General features: G+C 58.5%; 22 protein-coding genes and 1 pseudogene. 8 read left to right on the top strand and 15 right to left on the bottom strand.

The genetic code is table 11. The features are described 5' to 3' along the window. Nucleotides 1–173 precede the first annotated feature (173 nt). Nucleotides 174–674, bottom strand: coding sequence for a low molecular weight protein-tyrosine-phosphatase (locus HNQ50_RS04655; RefSeq protein ID WP_184098124.1), 501 nt, complete (start codon nt 672–674; stop codon nt 174–176). Between the two features lie 401 nt (nt 675–1,075). Here HNQ50_RS04655 and HNQ50_RS04650 point away from each other — a divergent pair, with 401 nt between their 5' ends. Further along, nucleotides 1,076–1,897 carry a lysozyme family protein gene (locus tag HNQ50_RS04650; RefSeq protein ID WP_184098122.1) on the top strand — a complete coding sequence of 274 codons (822 nt, stop codon included), beginning with the start codon at nt 1,076–1,078 and terminating at the stop codon, nt 1,895–1,897. Between the two features lie 10 nt (nt 1,898–1,907). Continuing rightward, the gene (locus HNQ50_RS04645) at nt 1,908–3,242 is read left to right on the top strand and encodes a caspase family protein (protein ID WP_184098120.1); all 1,335 of its coding nucleotides are present in this window, start codon (nt 1,908–1,910) and stop codon (nt 3,240–3,242) included. A gap of 29 nt (nt 3,243–3,271) precedes the next feature. Here the strand turns inward: HNQ50_RS04645 and HNQ50_RS04640 are convergent, their stop codons facing one another. The 8 genes from HNQ50_RS04640 to HNQ50_RS04605 form a co-directional block, all read right to left on the bottom strand. Continuing rightward, nucleotides 3,272–4,177, bottom strand: coding sequence for a DMT family transporter (locus HNQ50_RS04640; protein ID WP_184098118.1), 906 nt, complete (start codon nt 4,175–4,177; stop codon nt 3,272–3,274). Nucleotides 4,178–4,298: 121 nt separating this feature from the next. Further along, nucleotides 4,299–5,021 (bottom strand): ABC transporter ATP-binding protein, encoded by a 723-nt coding sequence (locus tag HNQ50_RS04635; RefSeq protein WP_246428588.1) that lies wholly within the window; start codon nt 5,019–5,021, stop codon nt 4,299–4,301. Then, nucleotides 5,018–5,836, bottom strand: coding sequence for an ABC transporter ATP-binding protein (locus HNQ50_RS04630; protein ID WP_221303009.1), 819 nt, complete (start codon nt 5,834–5,836; stop codon nt 5,018–5,020). The genes HNQ50_RS04635 and HNQ50_RS04630 overlap by 4 nt, the downstream gene beginning before the upstream one ends. Beyond that, complete coding sequence (gene livM, locus HNQ50_RS04625) at nt 5,833–7,140, bottom strand: high-affinity branched-chain amino acid ABC transporter permease LivM (RefSeq protein ID WP_184098116.1); 1,308 nt, start codon at nt 7,138–7,140, stop codon at nt 5,833–5,835. Before livM ends, HNQ50_RS04630 begins: the two co-directional genes overlap by 4 nt. Continuing rightward, nucleotides 7,140–8,054, bottom strand: coding sequence for an ABC transporter permease subunit (locus tag HNQ50_RS04620; RefSeq protein ID WP_184098114.1), 915 nt, complete (start codon nt 8,052–8,054; stop codon nt 7,140–7,142). The genes livM and HNQ50_RS04620 overlap by 1 nt, the downstream gene beginning before the upstream one ends. Before the next feature lie 165 nt (nt 8,055–8,219). Continuing rightward, nucleotides 8,220–9,329 carry a branched-chain amino acid ABC transporter substrate-binding protein gene (locus HNQ50_RS04615; protein WP_221303008.1) on the bottom strand — a complete coding sequence of 370 codons (1,110 nt, stop codon included), beginning with the start codon at nt 9,327–9,329 and terminating at the stop codon, nt 8,220–8,222. Between the two features lie 334 nt (nt 9,330–9,663). Continuing rightward, entirely contained in the window at nt 9,664–10,152 is a 489-nt protein-coding gene (locus HNQ50_RS04610) for an Lrp/AsnC ligand binding domain-containing protein (protein ID WP_184098112.1), read from the bottom strand. Nucleotides 10,153–10,344: 192 nt separating this feature from the next. Then, the gene (locus tag HNQ50_RS04605; protein WP_308419131.1) at nt 10,345–11,289 is read right to left on the bottom strand and encodes a DMT family transporter; all 945 of its coding nucleotides are present in this window, start codon (nt 11,287–11,289) and stop codon (nt 10,345–10,347) included. Between the two features lie 212 nt (nt 11,290–11,501). Between HNQ50_RS04605 and HNQ50_RS04600 the strand changes: the two genes are divergently transcribed. After that, nucleotides 11,502–12,455 (top strand): LysR substrate-binding domain-containing protein, encoded by a 954-nt coding sequence (locus HNQ50_RS04600; RefSeq protein ID WP_184098108.1) that lies wholly within the window; start codon nt 11,502–11,504, stop codon nt 12,453–12,455. A 5-nt stretch (nt 12,456–12,460) separates the two neighbouring features. Here the strand turns inward: HNQ50_RS04600 and HNQ50_RS04595 are convergent, their stop codons facing one another. From HNQ50_RS04595 to HNQ50_RS22030, 3 genes are all read right to left on the bottom strand, one after another. Next, a complete protein-coding gene (locus HNQ50_RS04595; protein WP_184098106.1) occupies nt 12,461–12,868 on the bottom strand; it encodes a hypothetical protein in 408 nt (135 codons plus the stop codon). A gap of 38 nt (nt 12,869–12,906) precedes the next feature. Then, on the bottom strand, nt 12,907–14,043 hold the full coding sequence (locus HNQ50_RS04590; RefSeq protein WP_184098104.1) for an aminotransferase-like domain-containing protein: 1,137 nt from the start codon (nt 14,041–14,043) through the stop codon (nt 12,907–12,909). Between the two features lie 141 nt (nt 14,044–14,184). Then, the gene (locus HNQ50_RS22030; RefSeq protein ID WP_246428633.1) at nt 14,185–14,415 is read right to left on the bottom strand and encodes a hypothetical protein; all 231 of its coding nucleotides are present in this window, start codon (nt 14,413–14,415) and stop codon (nt 14,185–14,187) included. Here HNQ50_RS22030 and HNQ50_RS04585 point away from each other — a divergent pair. Beyond that, the gene (locus HNQ50_RS04585) at nt 14,320–14,640 is read left to right on the top strand and encodes a MarR family winged helix-turn-helix transcriptional regulator (RefSeq protein WP_308419142.1); all 321 of its coding nucleotides are present in this window, start codon (nt 14,320–14,322) and stop codon (nt 14,638–14,640) included. The two genes, HNQ50_RS22030 and HNQ50_RS04585, sit on opposite strands and share 96 nt — an antisense overlap. A gap of 166 nt (nt 14,641–14,806) precedes the next feature. Here the strand turns inward: HNQ50_RS04585 and HNQ50_RS04580 are convergent. Continuing rightward, nucleotides 14,807–15,316 (bottom strand): annotated as a pseudogene (locus tag HNQ50_RS04580) (DNA-3-methyladenine glycosylase family protein); the annotation flags it as partial. Beyond that, complete coding sequence (pmbA, locus tag HNQ50_RS04575) at nt 15,313–16,644, bottom strand: metalloprotease PmbA (protein WP_373282224.1); 1,332 nt, start codon at nt 16,642–16,644, stop codon at nt 15,313–15,315. The pseudogene HNQ50_RS04580 and the gene pmbA, both read right to left, overlap by 4 nt. 93 nt (nt 16,645–16,737) lie before the next feature. On the opposite strand from pmbA, the gene yjgA reads away from it, so the two are divergent. The 4 genes from yjgA to HNQ50_RS04555 are packed head-to-tail and all read left to right on the top strand — an operon-like array spanning nt 16,738 to nt 19,226. Next, complete coding sequence (gene yjgA / locus HNQ50_RS04570; protein ID WP_184098100.1) at nt 16,738–17,301, top strand: ribosome biogenesis factor YjgA; 564 nt, start codon at nt 16,738–16,740, stop codon at nt 17,299–17,301. A gap of 6 nt (nt 17,302–17,307) precedes the next feature. Then, nucleotides 17,308–17,964: an HAD-IA family hydrolase gene (locus HNQ50_RS04565; protein ID WP_184098098.1), complete on the top strand. Its 657-nt coding sequence runs from the start codon at nt 17,308–17,310 to the stop codon at nt 17,962–17,964. Further along, a complete protein-coding gene (mog, locus tag HNQ50_RS04560) occupies nt 17,961–18,542 on the top strand; it encodes a molybdopterin adenylyltransferase (RefSeq protein ID WP_184098096.1) in 582 nt (193 codons plus the stop codon). Before HNQ50_RS04565 ends, mog begins: the two co-directional genes overlap by 4 nt. Before the next feature lie 3 nt (nt 18,543–18,545). Further along, nucleotides 18,546–19,226, top strand: a complete 681-nt coding sequence (locus HNQ50_RS04555) for an alpha/beta hydrolase (RefSeq protein WP_308419130.1) — start codon at nt 18,546–18,548, stop codon at nt 19,224–19,226. Between the two features lie 82 nt (nt 19,227–19,308). On the opposite strand, the gene HNQ50_RS04550 is transcribed toward HNQ50_RS04555, so the two are convergent. Beyond that, nucleotides 19,309–21,027, bottom strand: a complete 1,719-nt coding sequence (locus HNQ50_RS04550) for a cyclic-di-GMP receptor FimW-related protein (RefSeq protein ID WP_184098094.1) — start codon at nt 21,025–21,027, stop codon at nt 19,309–19,311. Nucleotides 21,028–21,047: the final 20 nt, after the last annotated feature.

The raw sequence follows: 21,047 nt of genomic DNA, 5'->3' as shown, positions 1-21,047 counted from the left end.
AAGCTTTCAATTCAACCTTACAACCGGGCTTGATCACCTGGGGATTGCCGCAGTGTGTGCCGCAGGCGTCAGATAAAAACAAAGCGGCGCCCATTGCGCCGCCTTGTTTTCCCGCCTGCCCATCCGGGGCCCTCATACCTGCTGCCTTGCTGCAGCCATGCGGGTCTGGCACGTTATTCCTGAGGCGTCGCCAACGCCTGTTCAATATGCTTGACCAGCCCTTCGCAACCGGCCTCCACCAGATCGAGCACGTGCTCAAATCCATCCGGGCCGCCGTAGTACGGATCAGGCACATCTTTGCCTTCCTGACCGGGGGCAAAATCGAGGAACATCTTGAGGCGATGGCGCTGCTCGGCCGGGCATTGTCGTTCCAGCCGCGTGTAGTGCCCTTTGTCCATAGCCAGAATCAGGTCGAACTGGCTGAAATCCGGTTTGTGAACTTGGCGGGCACGCAGAAACGACAAATCGTAGCCACGCTTGCGTGCATGCTGCTGCGCCCGACGATCCGGTGCTTCGCTGACGTGATAGTCATCCGTCCCGGCAGAGTCGATATCCACTTGATCCTGCAAGCCAGCCTTGCGCACCAGCTGGCGCATGACGCCATCCGCGGTGGGGCTACGGCAGATGTTCCCTGTACAGACAAAGAGAACTCTGAATTTTTTTATATTTTTCATACACCTGGATTCATTTTTCCAGCCACAGACACGCCGGCCTTGAAGGGCGCCGGCACCACAGAAACGTCATGTTACCACCCCTCACCCGGCCTCAACCGCCCGTTTGAAACAAGGCTTTGAAACTGTCTCATACGGGTTATCACCAAGGCAGCGTAAAACGGCGACCGCTGCAATACAACAACAGCGCAACGCGTCCCTCCGGCTATCAGCAAGTCATTGAATACAGTCAAAATATTTGCTTTATCTGACACCAATGGCCGGAAACTCAATCCATGGTGTGATCAAAAACATCCGGCCAGTGAGCGTCTGTGATTCATCACGCCCAACCCCTCTCTTTGCCTGGTGGCGACTTTTTTGCCCACCCGCGTCATTGCTTCAGACAGACTTTTCGGAGATGCAACATGGTGACAAGACGCGCCCTGCTCAAGGCAGCGGCAGCTACCGGTATGCTCGCCCTGCTGCCGGCGTGGGCCGATGACCAGGACTTCAACACGCTGTACAGCATGCTGCTTGCGCATCCGGAACTACTGGCCGGCGGCAATGACCGGGAAGGCCGCATGGCCGAATCCGCAACCCGCGCCATCACGCCGCACATCAAACCCTCGGCCACGCCGGTGTCTGACAACGCGGCCAAGCTGATTATTCTGTTTGAGGTCACCAGCCAGGCGGTCTACGAGAAGAAATACCGGCACCCGGTGGTGCCCGCAGCAGAAAGCGGCGTAACGATTGGCGTGGGCTACGATCTGGGTTACGTGCAGCCTGAATGGTTAACGCAGGACTGGGGCGATTACCTGGATGGCGCTACCGTCAAACGCCTTGCCGTGGCGTGCGGCCTGACCAGGACCAAAGCCAAAGCAGTACTGCCCAAAGTGAAAGACATTGACGTGCCCTGGGCCACTGCAGAAAAACAGTTCAAAGAGATCCTGCTGCCTCGGTACGTAGCCGAGACCGAAAACGCCTTGCTCAATACCAAAGAACTCTCGCCCGATAGTCTGGGTGCGCTGGTATCACTGGTTTACAACCGCGGCCCGTCTTTCAAAAAAACGGGGGATCGTTATACCGAAATGCATCAGATTGGCGCTCACATGGAAAACGAGGCCTTTACCGGTATCCCGCAAGAATTACTGGATATGCGCCGGCTGTGGCAAAACAACCCGGATACCAAGGGCCTGGTCACACGGCGGGAACTGGAGGCAGCCTTGTTCAAGCAAGGTCTGGCCTGAGGAGCACGCCATGCCTGCCGCACTCTTCCGACTGGTGCTGACGTTCGCGGTGCTGGCGCTTATGCACGCGGCCCTCGCTGCGGACCCCAAGCGTATTGCGTTGCTGATCGGCAACGATGATTACGATATGGATGGTCACTTTACCTCGCCTACCAAGCCGCATTTCGTGCCGGATTTAAAGCAGCCCTGCCATGACATTGATCTGATTGCCAAACCCTTGAAGAGTGCCGGGTTTGAGGTACTGGAACGCTGCAATCTGAAACAGGCCGATCTGGACACCACCCTGGCGGCGCTCAAGCCCGAGTTCAAAAGCCTGCCTGGGCACTCTGCCGTATTTGTGTATTACGCCGGCCACGGTATGGCGCGCCATGGTTACACTTTTACTGTACCGGTGATGTTCCAGTGGGATCAGACCGTGCTGGACAAAGACACGGCGGACAATCAGATCAAGTTCTTCAAACACAACGCCAACGACGTGCGCGCTCTGTTCGATGCACTACCAAGCAGCGATGACATTGGCGTTGTGGTCGCACTGGATAGCTGCCGGGACGACCCATTGACCGAATCCGTGGGCTACAACGAGGCCGTCTCTGTTCAAGTGCCGCCCAATACTGTCGTGCAATACGCCACGACCGAAGGCGAAACCACGCCGGATGGCGGCAATGCCGACAAGCGCTACGCCAATATCCTGGCCGCAGAACTGGCGCGTGGTGGTGATATGGGGGCTATTCTGGGGCGGGTGCAGGCACGCATGTGGAAGCTGTACCGCGCCAACCAGATCACCACCTACGCCGACACCAAGCCCGGCCCGGCATTTATGGCGCTAGCGCCCTTGCCGCTCAAAGTGGACTACAAACCGCCCTCTGCCGTCACCGTTACGCCCAAGCCGTCAACCGGCACACTCCCCAAGCTTTATGAGGTCCACGCGGAAACCAAAGAAGACCTGGATAAGCGCAATGTGCGGCTGGATTTACTGTGGTGCGCCGGAAACGGCGAAGAAACACGGTTTGCCCAAGCCAGAAACATAGCCGAGCAACTGAATGAACAACGCGCAGAACTGGGGCTGGGGCGGATTCAACTCAAGCAATTGACCGAGGAGAAAAACAACGAGGCCGGCTACCGGGTGCACCGCAATATCATGCGTTATGACGGGTTTTACGCCAACGGCAAGCCGATTCCGATTGAAGCGAATATGGAACGCAAAGCGGTGATCCGCATCGCCAGCCTGTTCCCGGACGCGGGTTTTCTGCCCAAGCCCGGTATTGGTGTCAACGGCGCGCCAACCCTCAATTACATCTCTGCCTTTGTTTGCCTGAATGAAGAACCCATGCCGGCCCGACAGTAAGTCGGTCAAGAAGTGGGCTTAAACACGCATCAAGCCAACGGCGGCGCCTTGGCCACCGGGGATTCCGGCTCTTGCCAGCTCACCAGAAAAATAGCCGCCAGCACGCACACCAGCGCCACCGCATGTGCCAGCATGGGTTGTTCGTGCAGGAACAACACCGCGTAACTGACCGCCGCCACCGGCAACGCCGCCGTGAATACGCCCGCCTTTTGCGCTGGAATATGCCGGATGCCCTTCATCCACAGCCAGAAAGACAACACGCTGGCCGCCAGGCCGTACCAGAACACCAGCAGCCAGGTCCCTGTATCCACACTGGTCAGATCAAAGTGGATCAACGCCGGCAGCCCCAGCGGCAGCATCAGCGCCAGACCAATCAGATGGGTGTAGGCGCAAATATCAATGGCGGGCAAGGACTGGGTGAGACGGCGCGACAAAATCACGTAGATGGATTCACACACCACCGCCCCCGCCACCATCAGGTTGCCGGCAAGAGAACCACTGCCACCGCTACCTGAACGGGTAACGTTGATGATCACCATGCCCAGCACCGCCAGGCCGACCGCAATGATGGCGCGGCGCCCCAGATGTTCGCGCAGGAAAATCCACGACAGGATCAGCACCACCGCCGGGATGGTGCTGGTAATCACCCCGGCCGCCAATGCCGTGGTGCGCTGGACGCCACTGAGCATCAACAGGGTAAACAGGAAAGTACCGAACAAGGCTTGCAGAAAAAGTCCCAACCACTGTTTGCGGTTGACCTGCCGCATACGGCTCAGGCGATAGCGCGGCAGCAAGATTCCTACTCCGACCACAAAGCGCAGCAGCGCAAACAGCGTCACCGGTACCACCATCACGATGGATTTGCCGATCCCGACGTTACTGCCGACCAGCGCCATGGAAACAATCAGGAACAAGGTATAGCGGTTAAACGTCATGGGTGCGGGATCAGTCAGGGAGTGTAGGTCGATAGTGCAGACAAACGCCCGCGGCAGGATCGAGGTACACCTGCCGCTGGGTTTGATACTGATTATCGATGGTTGATGGCTGGATCGGGGCTTATGCGTGCGCCCCGCTTTCCAGATAGGCCGCGCGCACCTGCGGGTTTTCCAGCAAGTCCTTGCCGGTTCCCGCCAGCACAATGGCGCCATGCTGCAGCACGTAGCCCCGATGCGCAACCCGCAAGGCGTGATGCGCGTTTTGCTCGACCAGCAAAATGGTCATGCCCCACGTCTCATTGAGTTCCTTGATGATGCGGAACACTTGGCGGATATAGAGCGGAGCCAGGCCCAGCGACGGCTCATCCAGCAGCAGCAATTGCGGGCGGCTCATCAGCGCGCGGGCAATCGCCAGCATTTGTTGCTCGCCCCCGGAAAGCGTGCCAGCGCGTTGCGTCAGGCGCTGCGCCAGAATCGGGAACATCTGGTACATGCGTTGCAGATCATCCTGGTAATGCACCGGGTCCGCAAAGCTACTGCCCATTTGCAGGTTCTCCAGCACGGTCATGCGCTGGAAAATCCGCCGGCCTTCCGGCACCAGGGCAATGCCCTGCCGGGCGATCTGGTGCGTCGACACTTTCAGAAGATTCTGACCCTGAAACTGGATGCTGCCTTCAGACGCTTTGGGCTGACCAAACAGCGTCATCATCAACGTCGATTTACCCGCGCCATTGGCGCCGATCAGTGTGACGATCTCGCCCTGCTCTACCGTCAGATCAACTCCGCGCAAGGCATGAATGGCACCGTAATGGGCGTGTACGCCCGTCATTGTCAACATGCTCATGCGCTGGCCTCTTCGATCTCTTCTTCGCCCAGATAGGCCTTGATCACGTTCGGGTCTTGCTGGATTTCTTGCGGTGTTCCTTCGGCAATCTTGTGGCCAAAGTTCAGCACGCAAATCTGGTCGGACACGCGCATCACCACATTCATATCGTGCTCGATCAGCAGGATGCCTTTACCGTGCTCACGCGACAGATACAGCAGCAGCTCGTTGAGTTCTGCCGACTCGCGCGGGTTCAGCCCCGCAGCGGGCTCATCCAGACACAACAAGAGCGGATCAACACACAGCGCCCGGGCAATTTCGATCCGGCGTTGCGTCCCGTAAGAGAGATTGCCCGCCGCCACATTGGCGCGGTCAATCAGCCCCAGGCGCTCCAGCCAGGTGGTGGCTTTGGCCAGCGCCTCTTCTTTGGCCTGCCGATACCCGGCCAAACCCAGCAAGCCCGCCAGCGAGAAGCGGGAGGCATGCTGCAAGGTGTTGTACTGCGCCACCATCAGGTTCTCCAGCACGGTCATACTGGGGAACAAGCGGATATTCTGGAAGGTCCGGACCACTCCGGCATGACGCGCCACACGATGGGTCGCCAGGTGATTGAGTATCAGCTTGCCGTGCTGCGGGTGGTGCATGACCACGTCGCCCACCGTGGGTTTGTAAAACCCGGTCAGGCAGTTGAAGAAGGTGGTTTTACCTGCGCCATTGGGCCCGATGATGGAGGTCACCTTGCCGGCCGGCACCGCCAGCGACAGGTCATCCAGCGCGGTCAGCCCGCCAAAGCGCATGGTCAGATGATTAACTTCCAGCAGCGGCGTATCGATCATGGCGTCGCTCCTTGCACGGCGGCGGTTTCGATCTGGATGGTCGGTTCACGGCGGGCCACAAGGCCGCCCGGACGCCACACCATGATCAACACCATGGCGGCGCCAAACAGCAGCATGCGGTAGTCCGAAAAATCACGCCCAAGCTCCGGCAATACCACCAGCAACAAGGCCGCAAACACCACCCCCAACTGGCTGCCACGCCCACCCAGCACGACAATGGCCAGGATGGTGGCAGACTCCGAAAACACAAAGCTTTCTGGCGAGATAAACCCCTGCCGTGCGGCAAAAAACACGCCGGCAAAACCACCAAGCATGGCCCCGATGGCATAGGCCGAGAGCTTGACGCCGGTGACATTGATGCCCAGCGCCTTGCAGGCCAGTTCGTCTTCCCGCACGGCTTCCCACGCCATACCCACGGGCAGTCGGCGCAAACGTGAAACGAACACATGGGTAAGCAGTGCCAACACCAGAATCACGTAGTACAAGAACACCACACGGTGATCGGCCGAGTATTCCAGATGAAAGAACGAGGCAAACGTCGGCGTGTCGCCCGGCGGTTTGAACTCCAGGCCAAAGAAACTGGGGCGCGGGATGGAATTGATGCCGTTAGGGCCACCCGAGAAATCCGTCCAGTTTACGAGGATGATGCGGATGATCTCGCCAAAGCCCAGCGTCACAATCGCCAGATAGTCACCGCGCAAACGCAAGGTGGGCCAGCCCAGCAACAAGCCAAACAAGGCGGCCATACCGCCAGCGACCGGCAGTGTTTCCCAGAAGCCCCAGCCAAACAGGGTGGACAACAAGCCATAGCTGTAAGCGCCGACGGCGTAGAACGCCACGTAGCCCAGGTCCAGCAGCCCGGCAAGCCCTACCACCACATTCAGGCCCCAACCCAACATGACGTAGATCAGCACAGTAGTGGCGATATCGATCACATAACGGTTGCCGGAGAACGCAACAGGCAACGCCACGGCAAAGGCCAGTGCGACAGCGCCCAGCCATTTAAGCCACGGTCGTTCTTGCACCACCGCCGTTTTGGCGGCCACCCGTTGCCGCTGCAGTTTGCGCAAATGAAAGTGTCCGACCAGCCATTGCAATATCAATCGGCCAAAGAACACCACACCGACAAACTGCGCCAGCAGCGGCCAGCGGGTCATCACCTGCAAACCGCCGCCCTGATCGACTGTCGTCAAACCCAGCATGGGTATACCCAACAGCAAGGCCACCAGGCCAATGCGCAACGCGTCTTTGAGTTTGTCCGCCAGCGCCATGCCAGCGGATTGTTGTGCCGCATGCGCACTCATCAGACTTTCTCCACTTCAGGACGGCCCAGCAAACCGCTGGGGCGGAACATGAGCACCAGGATCAGAATGGCAAACGTCGCCACGTCTTTGTATTCCGGCGAGAGATAGGCGCTCCAGTACGATTCAATCAGCCCGATCAAGACGCCACCCAGCATGGCCCCCGGCAAAGAGCCCACGCCACCCAGTACTGCGGCAGTAAATGCCTTGATCCCGGCGACAAACCCGATCGAGAAATCCACCACACCGTAATAAACGGTGACCATGACGCCCGCCACCGCGGCCAGCGCCGCGCCCAGCATGAAGGTGTAAGAGATGGTCTTGTCGACATCAATACCCAGCAAGGACGCCATGGTGCGATCTTGCTCACAGGCGCGCTGCTGCCGCCCGAACGAAGTCCGCGTGATCAGCCCGGTAAATGCCACCATCAGCACGACCGTGATCACGCAAATCATGATTTGCGTATAGGCCAGATGCACCGAAAAGCCGGCATGGGTGAAGAGTTCTATCCCGCCGGGCATCAGGGTTGGCACGGGTTTGACGCGCGCACCTTGTGTCACCTGCACCATGTTTTGCAGAAAAATCGACATACCAATGGCAGAAATCAGCGGCGCCAGGCGCGAGGCATTGCGCAAGGGCCGGTAAGCCGTACGCTCCACCGCCCAGCCGTACACAGAGGTAAACGCAATGGCGATGATGAGGACCAGTGCCAATACCAGCGGCACGGAACTGATGCCAAATGCGCTCATCAGCGTCAGCGCGGTGACCGAGATAATCGCGCTGACCATATAGATATCGCCGTGGGCGAAATTGATCATGCCGATGATGCCGTACACCATCGTATAACCCAGTGCGATCAAGCCGTAGACCGCACCCAGCGTGAGGCCGTTGATCAACTGTTGAATGAACTGCCCCATGGTTACTCCGTGAGGTGTGAGAAGGGAGGCTGAGGGGAAACCATCCCCAACACCCCTTCCCGCCCCTGGTTCCTGTCGTTGGAGTGAGATGAAATTGGAGTGAGATGAAAAACCCATGGACTCCCGTCGCCAGGGTTTTCCAGCTCACCCCTCACACTTCACGCCTTACTTGAAATACTCGTACTTGTTGCCTTTCCACTGATAGACGCGGAAGGCCGGGACTTTCAGGTCGCCCTTGGCATCAAACGACAGAGTGCCCACTACGGTATTGAATGAACCGTTGGCGAGCGCCTTGTCCAGATCGGCGTATTTGACGCTCTTGGCTTTTTCAGCGGCTTGCTGGAACAACTGCATGGCCGCATAGGCGTACAGCACATAGCCATCAGGCTCGACTTTCTTGTCGCGGAAGCGCTTGACCACATCGGCCGCGGCCGGCTCCAGACGGGAATCCGGCGCAAAGGTGAACAGCACGTTGTTGGCATTGTCGCCACCTGCGGCCGTCACCAGCTCACTGTTGCTCATGGTGTCGCCGCCCAGGATGGTCAATTTCAGACCTGCCTGCTGTGCCTGACGCAAGATCAGCGCCACCTCGGTGTGATAACCGCCGTAGGCCACGACCTCAACCCCGGCCGCCTTGAGTTTGGTAATCAGGCCGGAGTAATCCTTTTCGCCGGCGGTGATGGATTCACGCAGTACCGGCTTCACACCCTTGCCCTGGATGCCCTTGGCCATTTCATCAGCCAGACCCTTGCCGTAGGCGCTCTTGTCATCCACCACGGCAATCTTTTTGCTGCCAAAGTGTTCGGCCAGGAAACCGCCCCCCACACCACCTTGCTGGTCATCACGACCCATGATGCGGAAAATGTTCTTCAGGCCGCGCTCGGTCACCTTGGGGTTGGTCGACACGGTCGCCATCGGAATCTGCGCATCGTTATAAATATCCGATGCCGGAATGGTAGAACTGGAACACCAGTGACCATGCATAAACACAATATGTTTATTCACCATGGCATTGGCAACGGAAACGGCTTGCTTGGGATCACAAGCATCATCGCCGACTTCCAGTTTGATTTTCTGGCCCAATACGCCGCCTTTGGCATTGATATCGGCCACGGCCATTTCAGCACCGGCCCGAATCTGCGCACCTGCCGAGGCATATTCGCCCGTCATTGGGCCAGCAATACCTACCGAATAATCGGCCCATGCCGGCCCTGCCAGTGCGCCCAGCAAACCCAAGCCTGCAATCACAATACTTTTTTTCAATGCCACTTTCATGATTCCTCGCCTCCAAAAAGAAAAGCCCGCTTAGAAAGAATCAGCGAAAAGGCATGCGCAGAGCGGGCTGAGACCAGGGGCCGCAGCACAGCATGACTTTGTCGCCGGAAAACAGCAGGCGTGCGGATCTGCGTCCGCTGGCACGCGCCTGCTTGTGCCTCATGATCCATGAGGTACTGCACCAAATGGTTTTCCCGGTCCGTTTCTGCTTTTTGTTTTAGCCTGGATAAAAAGCAGATCTTTATATGTAATTACAATTGATATTGATTAACAAATAAGCATTATCTGAAATTACAGATAATCATTGGTCATTCAATCCAGAACCAGGCCTGGATTATTCCATCGGTCGATGCGCCAGATGGCCCAAAGAAACCGACGTTGTTTCTTTGACTTCTTCCATTACCGTATAACTGTGCGTCACCCGGATACCCGGCACGCTGCTTAATACCTTGCCCAGAAAAGACCGATAAGAGCCCATATCGGGCACGCGGATTTTCAACAGATAATCAAATCCACCGGCAATCATGAAGCACTCCAGAATTTCCGGAATCCCCAGTACCGCCTTGCGAAACTCGTCAAAGGCCTCTTCCGAGGTTTTCTCCATCGACACTTCAACAAACACCATCAAGCCCAACCCAAGCTTGTCGGTAGACAGTTGCGCGGCATAGCCCTTGATCACGCCGGATTCTTCCAGCGAACGCACCCGCTCCAGGCAAGGCGTGGTGGAAAGGCCAACCTTTTTGGCTAGCGCCACATTGGTCATACGCCCTTCGCGCTGCAGGTTTTCCAGAATATCCAGGTCAATCTGATCCAGTTTTGCCATGCGATCCCCGTATACATCACGACCACGTGAAATCCGCTCACGCATCAATGCACAGGACGATAAACCAAACTTTTGACAAGGAACAAATTGTTATTTCTGAGTTGCAAAAATACCGCAGTAGATTGTTCTGCGAAGTTGGGGATTTCCAGCACAAGAAGTAACGCAGGACAAACGGTCACCTGGCGGCGATGCTTAACCCGGATGCTCGGGTGCATGCCTGACCGCATGGACCCATGACGATCCGGCCACACCACCCAGCAATAGCAGGATGGCCGCCAGTTCTAGCGGACGCGGCAAGCGGGCCTCGTACATAAAGGCGTAGAGCAAGGCAAAGACGGTCTCGAAGATGATCATTTGCCCGCCCAGCGTGAGCGGCAGGCGGCGCGTTGCAGCATTCCATAGCCCAGTGCCGATCATGGACGCACCAATGGCAATGGCAAACATGGCCAGCACAAACCCGCCCCAAGGACGGGCGACCTCCTCGGGCGTGCTGGTCGGCCCCAGTACCGCAAGGCCGGTCAGCAAAGCGAGGGCGCCTGTGGTCACCCCCATCAGCAACGACCAGTCATGGCTGGAGAGATCGCTGCGACGTATCAGGTAGCGCGCATTGCCAATCGCATAGGCGCTCCAACTGACCAATGCCGCCACCGCTGCCAGCAAACCCAGCAAACGCGCGCCAGTGCCTTGGGCATAACCAACGGGTAACCTGGCAGTAAGCACATCCGCCCCATTGCACAGCACACCCAGCACAATGGCACCCAGCGGCAGAATGAGCTTGCGCAGCGGCACCGCATTATGGTCGGCACTGCCCGCCAGGGTCACCAACACCGGCAGCATCCCGATCACCAGCGAGGTCGCCGCAACACCAACACGTTGCACCGCGATGGCGAGCATCAGGTAGTAAACAAGGTTCCCGGCTATGCTCAGCCACAGCAGCGTAAGCCAGTCACGCCGGCCCAGTCGTGGCAATAGCTTGCGTGCCACCGGCAGCAAAAACAGCAGAGAGACAAGCCCGTAGGCCACATAGCGCCCCACCATCAGCTCCGTTGCGCTGAACATGGATAACACGCGCGGCACCAGAAAGATCACACCCCACAGCGCGCCCGCCATGACGCCGTACACAATGCCTGCGAACACTGGTTTCTCCGTTTTGCGTATCCACACCAGCATACCGCACGATGCCAAACCACAACGCTGGGGGTTTACCGCAATGGCGGTGCGCGTAATCCGCTGTCAAAAAAAATTCCCATTATTGAGAAATACGGATTTGTCCGATGGAATCAACGCTTTATCGTCCTGACAATACGGTATCGTTTTGATGAGTGCGGCCCTGGCCGTATTGCACTGCCATGAATATGCCGATTCTTCCCGCCCTGTTAGGGACGCAGCCGTTCTCTCCGCCCGCAGGCAGCGACAAGGTTAACCTTTTGTTGCTGCACGCTTTTCACGCAATAGCCAGCGAGCGCAATTTTGCGCGCGCCGCCGTGGTATTGCGCATGTCGCAACCGCCGCTGGTCCGGCAAATACGGGAACTGGAAGAGCTCATCGGAGCGCCGCTCATTATTCGCCGTGGTAGTGCAGTGCTACTCACCCCTGCTGGCGAGAAACTGTCGTATGAGCTATCCAGCCTGTTCGTCCACGCGCGCCATTCCATTGCCCAGGTCTGCAATGTGAACGAGATGCAGTCAGGTGAAATCACCCTGGGCCTGAGCGCCACCGCCCTGGTCGGCTCCCTGCCTGCGCAATTGCAGGAGATCGCAGCCAGTCGGCCCGGTCTGCACTTCAACTATCAGGAACTCAGCCCGGCCGAGCAGACAAACGCCCTGCAATCCCGGAAGCTGGACGTGGGTTTCTGGTATCTCAGCGGGGACACCGCACCGGCCAAGCTGTCACATCAACTGGTACGGCGTGAACCACTCATGCTGGCATTACCAAGCAACCATCCACTGGCGCAGCATGAGCGCGTTTCGCTCAAACAACTGGCGCAGGCCGAATTCATCCAGCATCGGTCGAATGAGGCCTACAGCGCGGGCTTTCTCAATACCATTTGCATGGCGCAAGGGTTCATTCCGCGCGTGGCGCACACGGTGCAAAGCCCGTTAAGTGCCCTCACCCTGATCGGTCAGGGCCTGGGTATTACACTGCTGCCGCAAAGCTACCAGCGCCTGAGCACTGCGGGCGTAACCATGTTGCCCTTGCAGGAAACGGTCAATCTGCAGTTGCACATTGTGTGGCCCCCTCATCCGTCCGGCACCGCCGCCGCGCGCTGGCTACGCGATGAACTCTGCGAGCAGCCGGCCTGAAGCGGTCAGCGCTCCGCCTGCAACATGCCCGGCGGGGCCCATGCGCCCTTGGCAAAGTAGCTGTCGGTCCCTTTGACCTGGGCGTAACCGCCATCCACCGCCATCACCTGCAAATGCTGATCTTGGGGTAGTTCGCGGCATTCCCGGCTTTCAAACAGTGCCTGAAACTTGTCTTGCTGGCCGTTCTGCACATATGTCACGCTGTTATGTGCCGTATCAGCAAATGCGCAGGCATAGGCGCCCGGGCGTGACGGCTCGACCGCCGCACCCGCTTGCAATACCTGGGTTGGAGCGCTGGCGACACCGCTGAGCCCGACGACATCAATCATCATGCTCGCCGCTCCCACGACAAACACCCCCAGCAACAACCACATCTGCCATTTCTGCGATTTGCTGGTTTGTACTGCGTTCATGCTGTCGGCTCCGGGCGCGGGTGATCGGGCATTGTAAATCAGCGCAGCAGGCTGGCAAGCCGCGCCATGCCTTCTTCAATCTCTGCCGGGCTGGAATGGCTGAAATTAAGGCGCAGGCAACTGTGTTCCGGTGTCGTGGTATAGAACGCGTCGCCGGGCATGATGGCCACCCCCGCCTCCAGCGCGCGCCGCATTAGCGCATGGGTGTCAACGGCCTGTTTGAAACGCACCCAGAAGAACAAACCACCGACCGGTTTTTGCCAGGACACCAGATCGCCCAGATGACGGGTCAAGGCGTCAGCCATGGCATCGCGCCGTTCCCGGTATACCGGCAGGATTTGCGCCACATGTTCATGCAGGCCGTTTTGCAGGGCTTGCAGAATCAAGTGCTGGCTCAGCCGGTTGCTATGCAGATCGGCGGCCTGTTTCAGGCGCGTCAGGTGCGGCACCAGCGCCGGATGGGCGACCAGAAAGCCCAACCGCAAGCCCGGCGCCAATGTTTTGGAAAACGACCCCTGGTAGACCCACGGTGCATTTTTCAGCCGGCCAACAATCGGCTGTGGTGCCGCGCCGTCAAAAGCCAGTTCACGGTAGGGGTCATCCTCAAACAGCGGTACGCCAGCCGCATCCACCGCAGCGGCAATGTGCTCACGCTGCTCCGCGGGATAGCAATAACCGGAGGGATTCTGAAATGTGGGGGTCAGATATGCCAGTTGCGCCGAATCCAGTGCAGATTTGAAGGATTGCGCATCCGGCCCGGTGACCGGATCAACCGTCACCGGCAGAAAGTCTGCACCAAACAACCGGAAGGATTGCACGGCCGCAAGGTAGGCCGGCGCTTCTACCAGCACCCGCGTGCCTTCCTCGATAAACAGCTTGGAGACTAGATCAATACCCTGTTGGGAGCCGGACAACACCAGCACCTGACTGGCATCACAGGCAATGCCCAGCGCTCTGGCCTCGGCGGCAATGGCTTCGCGCAGTTGCGGCTCACCCTCGGTCTGGCCGTATTGCCAGCAGTGTTGCAAGGATTGCAGTTGTGCCGGATCTGGCCGATACAGCGCCTCTTCTGCCGGCAGGCCACCTGCAAAAGAAATCACACCCGGACGACTGGCGGCAGCAAGAATGTCGCGCACCAGCGACGAGGTAAGGCGTTCAATACGCTTGGCAAACATGGCTAAGTCTCCGGCTTTTGATCATGGCCCCTTGCCAGCGACTGTGACAAAGAAGACAACAGATACAACCATTTAGGTCAATTAATTTGACCATATGTTGTTTCCCGGCGCGGATATTGTCAATATCATTGACCAACCATATCAACCATAACAGTTGCCCAATCCTTCATGACCACCAAACGTGTTCTCAGCGAAGCCCAGGAACTGCTGTTTTACGCCTATCGTGCCTTCACCGCCGCCCCCGATGCTTTCCTCGCCCAACGCGGCTGGAACCGGGTGCATCACCGGCTGCTGCACTTTATCGGGCGCGATCCTGGCATTGCGGTCAATGAGCTGCTCGACAAGCTGGGCGTGAGCAAACAGGCCGTACACGGCCCGCTCAAGGCGCTGGTAGAGGCCGGACTGGTGGATACCGCGCCAGATGTCGAAGACCGGCGGGTGAAATGTCTGACCCTGACAGAGGCCGGCGCGCAGCTGGAAACCGCGCTCTCCTCACCGCAATTTGCCATGCTGGATGAAGTATTTGCGCAATGCGGGCCACAGGCTGTGCAAGGGTGGGAAGCCGTGATGAAGGCGATGGCAAAGCGGGTTGGATAAGCGCGGAGCGGGTGGTGCCAGCACCTGGCCTGCTCCCCTGCCTATCAATATTCGATCGGCGTGGCTTCCAGGCTACGCCATAAATACCACGTCGCCGCGCTACGCCAGGCTGCCAGCGCTCGGCCAGTTCACGCATGGCCTTGGGCGTCATGCGCTCGCCGCCGTTGTACAGCCGTGCAATGGCATTGACCACGCCGATGTCATCGAGTGGCAGCACATTGGGGCGCAGCATGGAGAACATCAGGAACATCTCTGCCGTCCAGCGACCAATACCGCGGATCGACACCAGTTCCGCGACGATGGCCTCGTCCTCCCAGTCTTGCCACAAAGCCATATCCAGGCGGCCGGCGGCATGATGGCGGGAAAGATCTTGCAGATACTCCACCTTGCGGCCTGACAGCCCGCATTCCCGCAACTGCGTGGTTTCCAGCGCCAACACGGCACCGCTGGATAACTCTCCACCCAGCGCGGCCAGAAAGCGGTTCCAGACCGATTCTGCCGCCTTGACCGAGATTTGCTGTCCGACGATGGACCGGGCTAGCGTTTGCCAGGCATCACCCCGACCACGCAGGCTGATATCCGGAAATTGCGCAATCAACGCCGCCAGCACCGGGTCGGCCACCGCCAGCGCGGCGGTGGCTTCATCCCAGTAAAGCGGGCGCGGGGTGCCGCTCATTCGCCCGCCACAGTCATGTTGCGGATCAGCAAGGAACCAATCCGGCGACTGCTGGAGAGCTGGATATCACTACCCACACCAACCACGTCCAGGAACATCTGCTTGAGATTGCCGGCCACGGTGATTTCTTCCACCGGGTATTGAATCTGCCCGTTTTCCACCCAGAAACCAGCCGCGCCGCGCGAGTAATCGCCCGTCACCATGTTGGTGCCATGCCCCAGCAATTCGGTCACGAAGAGGCCGGTACCCAGTTCCGCCAGCAATTCTTCGAAACTGGCCGTCGGCGTCACGAGCAGATTGTGCGCGCCACCAGCGTTACCAGTGCTTTGCATACCCAGCTTGCGGGCGCTGTAGCTGGACAGGAAATACCCTTGCTGTACCCCCGCATCAACGACGGTACGCCGCTGCGTTGCGACACCTTCAGCATCAAACGCGCCACTACCCAGGCCCTTTTTCAGGAACGGGTCATCCACAATGGTGACGCAAGGGGCAAATACCGGCTTGCCCAGGCTATCGAGCAAGAATGAAGACTTGCGATACAAGCTGCTGCCACTGACAGCGTTAACCCAGTTACCCAGCAAGGATGAGGCTAGCGATGCTTCAAACAGCACCGGGTATTCCCCGGTTTTGACGCGGCGCGCGCCAAGGCGACGCAGGGCCCGCTCACCCGCTTTGCGCCCCACAATCACCGCCGGTTCCAGATCTTTGGGGTCACGCATGCTGGTGTACCAGTAATCGCGTTGCATGCCGCTTTCGTCTTCCGCAATCACAGCGGCGGATACGCCATAGCGCGACCCTGTACCCGCGCCGACAAACCCCAGCGAGTTACCGTAGGCCCAGCGCGAAGCATGGGTAGAGGCCGAGCCGCCTTCCGAGTTGGTGATACGCGGATCAACCCCGCGTGCCGCGTCTTCACACTGTGTGGCAATGCGAATGGCGTCTTCTACCGGCAAATCCCAAGGATGGTAGAGGTCCAGCTCCGGGAAATGCGTCGCCAGCAGGGTTTTGTCGGGCAAACCGGCGTATTCATCGGCCGCCGTATACCGGGCAATGGCCAACGCGGCTTTGACCGTATCGGCCAGTGCCTGGCCCGAAAAGTCAGACGTGCTGGCATGCCCTTTTTGCTGGCCCAGAAACACCGTGACGCCCAGGCCTTTATCCCGGTTGTATTCGATGGTTTCCACTTCACCCAGGCGCACGTTCACGTTCTGGCCAAATGACTCGGAAATATCCACTTCGCAATCGCTGGCGCCCTGCTTTGCGGCTTCATCCAGTACCTGACCGACCAGCGTGGTCAGTTGCTGTTCGCTAAAACTGAATCCCGACACGATTATCCTTTTTTCATGATTGGCGAGCACGCATGCGGCGTGGTCTGTGAACTAGTTTGTTATGATAGCGGTTTTGCAGTAATGGCCCCAAACATGGCACACAACGACAATAACAACCAGCACGACGATGATGTCGAGTTGGTCAGCAAATCCCAGCTCAAGCGAGAGATGACCGCGCTGCAAGAGTTGGGCGCAGAACTGATTCCACTGGACATCAAGCTGCTGGAGCCTCTGGGCTTGCCCGAACGCCTGGTCGCAGCCATTCGCGAAGCCAAGCGACTCAAGGCAAATGGTGCCGTTGCGCGGCATAAACAATACATCGGCAAACTGATGCGTGATGTTGATCCAGAGCCGATCCGCGCCCTGCTGGCCCGGATTGCCGGTCAATCGGACGAACACAACGCCTGGCTGCACAAGCTCGAACGCATCCGCGAAAAAATGCTGACGGAGCCTAAAGCGGTCGAAGAATTTGTGGCAGAGCACCCGACTGTCAACGTGCAGCACTTGCGCCAGTTGATCCGCAATGCCGTCAAGGAACGTGAACAGCAAAAGCCGCCCAAGGCTTTTCGTGAGTTGTTCCAGCTCCTGAAAGAACAATTTGCCCAACCAGTGCAACCCAACCCGGACGGCACCCTGCCCGACACTGACGAGGAATAAGCGCAGATGAGTTGGCAAATGCAATGTGAAGGCTTTCTGTTCGATATGGACGGCACCCTGGTCGATTCCACCATCCTGATCGAACGCATCTGGTATGGCTGGGCTGTGAAGAACGGCATCGATTTTGACCACCTGATGCAGTACGTCCATGGCCGCCGCGGCGTTGAGACCATCCAGATCGTTGCCCCGCATATGGATGCCCAGGCGGAAGTCGTGGCCCTGCTGGAACAGGAACTACGGGAAATGGATGCCATTACGCCAATCCCCGGTGCGGCAGCCTTTCTGGCTAGCTTGCCGGCGGATCGCTGGGCGGTCGTCACCTCAGCGTCCCGCGCCATTGCCACGGCCAAATTGCAGGCAGCCGGTTTGCCGGTACCCGCACTGATGGTCAGTTCGGACGATGTGCAAAGCGGCAAGCCGCATCCGGAACCCTACCTGAAAGGCGCGGCGTTGCTGGGACTGGCGCCAGAGCGCTGCGTTGCGTTTGAAGACGCTGAGGCCGGCATACGCTCGGCCCATGCGGCAGGCATGAACGTTGTGGCGATCTTGCATGCCAGTGGCCACGAACCCACCGGTCTGGCGGGCGCCAAGGTAGCGCATTACGAAGAACTGACCTTGCGTCCAGGCGATGGTGCGGCGCTGATTCTGGAACAACGCGCATGACATTCAAGATTGGTCTGGTCTCGGTCTCTGACAGGGCCTCCCAAGGCGTCTACGAAGACAAGGGTATTCCGGCACTGGAAGACTGGCTGCGCAAGGCCCTGGTTACGCCATTTGAAACCGTCACCCGCCTGATTGCAGACGAACAAACCATCATCGAGGCTACGCTGATCGAACTGGTTGACGATCTGGCCTGCGATCTGGTCTTGACCACTGGGGGCACCGGCCCCGCACTGCGTGACGTGACGCCGGACGCTACGCTGGCCATTGCCGACCGGGAAATGCCCGGCTTTGGCGAGCAAATGCGGCAGATCAGTCTCAAGTTTGTGCCGACGGCCATCTTGTCGCGCCAGGTCGGCGTGATCCGCAAGCGCGCCCTGATTCTCAACCTGCCAGGCCAGCCCAAGTCCATTCGCGAAACGCTGGAAGGCCTTAAAGACGGGCTGGACCATGTGATCGTGCCGGGTATCTTCGCCGCAGTGCCCTACTGCATCCAGTTGCTGGAAGGCCCGTATATCGAAACCCGCGCTGACGTGGTTGCCGCTTTCCGCCCTAAATCCGCCGTCAAACCGCAGGAATAAACCGTGAGTAACACCAGAGCTTTGCTGGATACCATTGAAGTTGAAACTGGCCCACAACCCACCGCCGCCGTCATCTGGATGCACGGTCTGGGTGCGGATGGCAGCGACTTTGCCGGCGTAGTGCCAGAACTGGGACTGCCAGACGATCTGGCCGTGCGATTTGTGTTCCCGCATGCGCCCTTCATGCCGATCACCTGCAACAACGGCTACACCATGCGCGCGTGGTACGACATTCTGTACTTTGACGATATTGATCGGCATGCGGACGAAAACGGTATCCGGCAGTCGCTGGAGGACGTTGCCGCGCTGATTGCGGACCAGAATGCACGTGGCGTGCCCACCGAACGCATCGTACTGGCTGGTTTCTCTCAAGGCGGTGCGATTGCCTATACGGCGGGCCTGACCTGCCCGGACAAGCTGGCCGGTATCGTTGCGCTCTCCACCTATTGGCCCTCCCCCGTATTGATTGAGCAAGCGCGCAGCCCCGCCAACGCCACGACGCCAGTGCTGGCGGCGCATGGCACGGCGGATCCGGTCGTACCCGTTGCATTGGGCCGACGCGCCAAAGCGGCAACCGAGGCGCTGGGTAACCCGGTTGAATGGCATGACTGGCCTATGCAGCATTCAGTTTGCCTGCCGGAAATCCACGCTATTGGCCGGTTTCTGACCAAAGTGCTGGCCTGAGTTACGGCTCTGACAGGCCCCCCCAAGAAAAAGGCTTTGCCCTCTCGGACAAAGCCTTTTTTCATGTGCGGAACGCCACCGTTCAGTGTTTCTGGCTCAGCACCTGCACCGTGACCCAAGTCCAGTCCACGCCTTTATCCAGCGAGCGCCCCAGGCTGACGGTAAAGTGCCGCTCACGCGCCTGCACGTCATAGGTGCGATCCGCATCGTAATTAGCGGAATGCATCAACAAGGTGTTGGTGGTCACGCCGTCGACCTCATACGGCAGGTACAGCGCCGAATTCATGGTATGGAGCGCGGCACTGTCAAAGGCTTCAAAATCCGTGACTTCCAGCGCACGCGGCGGTGCTGGTGTCGTCGAGGTCGTCTGGATACTCACCGCCACCGGTGTGGCGCTCAATAATTGCAGGCCCGCGTAAATCTGGAATTCATTCATGCGGGAAATCCGGCGCACCACGCAGACCTTCCAGCTATCGTCCGGCCCAAACCGCATGCCAATCATGACGCCAGGCCGTACCCACTCGGCCCCCGCTACTTCCAGCGTGGCGCCATAACCGCCTTCAGATTCGTTTTCCACGCGCCAGGATTGCCAGTCGGGCGCTTCCGTTCTCTGCACAATCTGCGGGGCCTGTGCCTGCCGCGAACGCGTGCGGGCAGAAACAAAGCCATACAAGCGCATGTCCATGACTTCGTCGTAATCGACACCGGTTTTCGCCTCATCCGGCTGGCGGGTAAAGCGTTCGTTGTCGCTACGCACCTTGCGGTGCAGGCGGTCCAGCCCGTTCACGACGTCCGCCTCTTTGCTCACATCATGGCGATCACTGCGGGTAAATTGCGCATTGCGCACCGCCATGCCCCAGAACACATCCAGATGTTTCAACAGTTCCAGGCAAGCCGGCCCGCGCACATCATTGCCGAGCCCCAGGTTGGCCGGCGAGGTACCGCTTTCAAGCTTGGCGATCAACCCCTGCACTTCATTGAGCAACTCGTAAATGCCCCAGTAGCGATAGGGATCACCCTGGCTATCGTCACCAATCTTTTCCGGCCCCTGTTTGCCGCTCAGATTGACACAGTAGTGATGATGGTCAGGCTGGAAACGCCGGGCAATCAGCACGTTACGGGACCACTTATCCAGCCACTGATCCACCCAGTCCAGTTGCCGCACCGAGAGGTTGTTGGACGAAACCGTATTGAGCATCAACAACTGGATGTATTCGTCGGCGCAGGAGCTTACCTCCGCCCCATGATGCGGATAAAGCGGAAACGGGTTGCAGTCGAAGCCATCAATCTCGGAAAGCCGGTACAGGCTATGTGCCTGCGACCAAAGCTGGGCCGGCACCCGATCAAAGCGGAAGTAGTGCCATTTGGCCAGGATGCCAACGTAGTGCAGGCAACGCGCCAGCACCAGCGGCATCATGGCGTCGTAGGCCTGCTTCTCTTCGCCATCGGCCTCGACTTTGGCAAAACTCAGATACGCCTTGACCATGGAATCGGCCAGCCCGGTAATGTCCTGCCACAGGCTTTGCTCGATTTCTTTGGGCATGCGCGGATTGGAGACGTACTGATAGCGGATGCGCTCATAGCCCATCTGCACACTTTCGTCGATCCGGATCAGAGCCTGTAGTACTGCGGGCTCTGGCTTGATCTTGTCCGCCAGAAAGGCGTTCACGACCGCCGCCACTTTCTGGCGCTGGGCCTGCGGGTCTGCCAGTTCAAGCTTCTTGCACCAGGCATTTACCTGCCGCGGATTTTCCAGCGGTGATACATCTTTGGAAAACAGATTATTGAGAAAAGATCTCATGGTCATCCTGTGCTTTGCCG

Source organism: Silvimonas terrae, from assembly GCF_014202765.1.
Taxonomy (GTDB): domain Bacteria; phylum Pseudomonadota; class Gammaproteobacteria; order Burkholderiales; family Chitinibacteraceae; genus Silvimonas; species Silvimonas terrae.
The sequence above is the reverse complement of the archived record's forward strand: the minus strand, read 5'-3'. Positions and strand labels throughout refer to the sequence as shown.